The 2,690-nt window shown below is 71.6% G+C and carries 3 protein-coding genes; all 3 read left to right on the top strand.

Annotated features, from left to right (window positions below; genetic code table 11):
• The first annotated feature begins 113 nt into the window (after window positions 1–113).
• The 3 genes from AC27KI_RS22405 (at window position 114) to AC27KI_RS22415 (ending at window position 2,631) form a co-directional block, all read left to right on the top strand.
• A complete protein-coding gene (locus AC27KI_RS22405; RefSeq protein ID WP_487115914.1) occupies window positions 114–584 on the top strand; it encodes a hypothetical protein in 471 nt (156 codons plus the stop codon).
• An 11-nt stretch (window positions 585–595) separates the two neighbouring features.
• Window positions 596–1,399 carry a DUF2145 domain-containing protein gene (locus AC27KI_RS22410; RefSeq protein ID WP_284431357.1) on the top strand — a complete coding sequence of 268 codons (804 nt, stop codon included), beginning with the start codon at window positions 596–598 and terminating at the stop codon, window positions 1,397–1,399.
• A gap of 98 nt (window positions 1,400–1,497) precedes the next feature.
• Window positions 1,498–2,631, top strand: coding sequence for a serine endopeptidase (locus tag AC27KI_RS22415; RefSeq protein WP_487115916.1), 1,134 nt, complete (start codon window positions 1,498–1,500; stop codon window positions 2,629–2,631).
• Window positions 2,632–2,690: the final 59 nt, after the last annotated feature.

Consider the following 2,690-nt stretch of genomic DNA (forward strand, 5'->3'; position numbering starts at 1 on the left):
AAGGCGACGGCGGAGTGACCCCGGGGGCCGGAGCGGGCGCGGTGCCCGCTTTCCCGGCCGTCCCCTGCGCGCACGGCGGCCCCGCTGTCGCGCCCTTTTTCTGGAGAAAGACCATGCGCATCGAGACTCTGATCCCCCGTTTTTCCTGGGCCCGCCGGGCCGCGGGCTTCGGCCTGGCCTTTGCGCTGTCGGCAGGCGCCGTGCATGCGCAGAGCGAGGTGTCCGTCGGCCTGTCGCTGCTGCCCGTGGCCTCGGTGGTGGGCACCGCTTCGGTGGCGTCCACGGCCGCCGGGGCGGTGGCGGCCGTTCCCGTCGCGTTGTCGGTGGGCGGCGCGATCCTTACCGTGAAGGCCGTGGAGGCGTCGGCCAACGGCACCGTGTATGTGCTGGAGCGGGCGTCCGATGGCGCGCAGGTGAGCGTGGAGGTGGCCGGCCGCGCGGCCTCCGGCACGGTCCATGCCGTGGGGTCGGCGGTGGCCTGCAGCGTGATCGGCACCGGCGTTGTCCTGTCGGTGGCGGGCGAGGCGCTGGCCTTCGTGCCCAATGCCCTGGGCCGTGCGCTGCTCTACAACGAGCGGCTGTGAGGGGGCGGACCATGCGCAGGCGGGCCCTGGCCGCTCTGGCGGCGGTTGCTCTCGCCGGAACCGGCGCCGCGCACGCGGGCCGATCGTGCGAGGCGCGCAAGCCGACCCCGCAGCTCATCGAGCGCGGCATGGATCTGGCCGCCCGCACGGCCCGTGCCCTGGACGCGGAGCACGCCCGCTCGGGCACCCAGGTGGTGGTCCTGGCGCGTGCGGGGCAGGACCTGTCCCGGTACGGGTTGCGCTACTCGCACCTGGGCTGGGCCTACCGCACGCCGCAGGGGCCGTGGCGCGTGGTGCACAAGCTCAACGAGTGCGGCACCGCGGTGGGCGTGGTGTACCGGCAGGGGCTGGGCGAGTTCTTTCTCGACGACCTGTGGCGCTACGAGGCCGTGTGGGCCGTGCCCACGCCCGAGGTGCAGCAGCGGATGATGGCCGTGCTCGCCGACCGCACGCGCGCCACGGCCATGCACCAGCGGCCCTACAGCATGGTGAGCTACGCCTGGGGCACGAAGTACCAGCAGTCGAACCAGTGGGCGATGGAGACGCTGGCCGCGGCCATGGAGCCCGGCACCGTGCTCCGGCGCGACCAAGCGCAGGCCTGGCTGCGCTACAAGGGGTACGAGCCGACCGTGCTCAAGGTCGGCGCGCTCACGCGGCTGGGCGGGCGGGTGACGGCGGCGAACGTGGCGTTCGACGACCACCCGGACAGCGAGCGCTTCGCCAACCGCATCGCCACGGTGACCGTGGACTCGGCCCTGGCGTGGCTGCAGCGCGCGCAACTGGCATCGGCCCCGGTGGCGCTGCCGCCGCCGTGACGCCAACACGGGTTTATAGTCAAAAGCCGCTGATGCCGGGATATTGATTGTCTTTGTTGCTATCAAATGAATAGTATTTCAATGCCGAGGAGCTGGTCATGAGCAAATCCCTTCGCCTGTCGGAAAAATGGTTCCGCCGGGGCCTGTGGCTGGTGTCGCTGGTGTTCGCCAGCTTCCTGATCGGGCTGGGCGGCACCGTCGTGGACGACCTGCCCAAGGTCGAGGCCACGCTGCAGCTCGACGATTTCCTGGACCGCCCTGCCGCGGAGATGCTGCGCGCCCAGGTGCGCAACGCGCAGCAGGCCGAGGAGAGCGCGGAGACGGCGCTCGACCAGGCCCGCCTGCAGCGCGCCAAGTCGCGCAGCGAGACCGCGGCGGAGCGCGAGACCTTCAACAACTGGCTGGCCACGCGCAGCGCCACGCAGCAGTCCGAACACAACCCCGAGGTGGTGCAGCGCACGCAGGCGCTGGACCGGCTCCAGCTGCGCGAGCGCCAGACCCAGCAGGCGGTCGAAGCGCAGCAGCAGGCCGCGCTCGATGCGCGCCAGGCGGCCACGGCCGCGCAGCAACGGCTGGCCGCGCTGGAAAAGGAGGGCTACGAGCGCATGGCCGTGCAGCAGCGCAAGGTGCAGCTGCGCGTGTTCCTGTACCGGCTGGCGCTCACGCTGCCGCTGCTGGTGGTGGCCGGCTGGCTGTTCGTGAAGAAGCGCAAGGGCACCTACTGGCCGTTCGTGTGGGGCTTCATCTTCTTCGCGCTGTTCGCGTTCTTCGTGGAGCTGGTGCCCTACCTGCCCAGCTACGGCGGCTATGTGCGCTACGTGGTCGGCATCGTCGTGACCGCGCTGGTCGGGCGCTACGCCATCGTGGCGCTCAACCGCTACCTGGAGCGCCAGAAGCGGGCCGAGGCGCTGCCCGACCAGGAGCGCCGCAAGGAACTGAGCTACGACGTCGCCCTGGCGCGCCTGGCCAAGGGCGTGTGCCCTGGGTGCGAGCGGCCGGTGGACCTGAAGGACCCCACCATCGACTTCTGCCCCCACTGCGGCATCGGGCTGTTCGACCACTGCGGCGCTTGCAACATCCGCAAGAGCGCATTCGCCCGGTTCTGCCATGCCTGCGGCGCAGGCGCGGGTCGGGGGCTGCTGCCCGGCAGCGACTCGGACGCCAGTGCGGCGGCGGTGCCGCACGCCGCCGGGCCATTGGCCGGTGGCCCGGCCCCGGCGGGACCGCTCTAAAGGATCGGCTTGAAAGGGCGCTGGTACGCGGGTGGCGTGGCGCCTCAGCCGCCCATCAC

This window comes from Acidovorax sp. KPB24-03 (genome assembly GCF_057546605.1).

What these genes read in the sequence shown, in the direction of transcription:
- AC27KI_RS22405 (WP_487115914.1), top strand. Translation starts at nt 114, where the DNA reads ATGCGCATCGAGACTCTGATCCCCCGTTTTTCCTGGGCCCGCCGGGCC.
- AC27KI_RS22410 (WP_284431357.1), top strand. Translation starts at nt 596, where the DNA reads ATGCGCAGGCGGGCCCTGGCCGCTCTGGCGGCGGTTGCTCTCGCCGGA.
- AC27KI_RS22415 (WP_487115916.1), top strand. Translation starts at nt 1,498, where the DNA reads ATGAGCAAATCCCTTCGCCTGTCGGAAAAATGGTTCCGCCGGGGCCTG.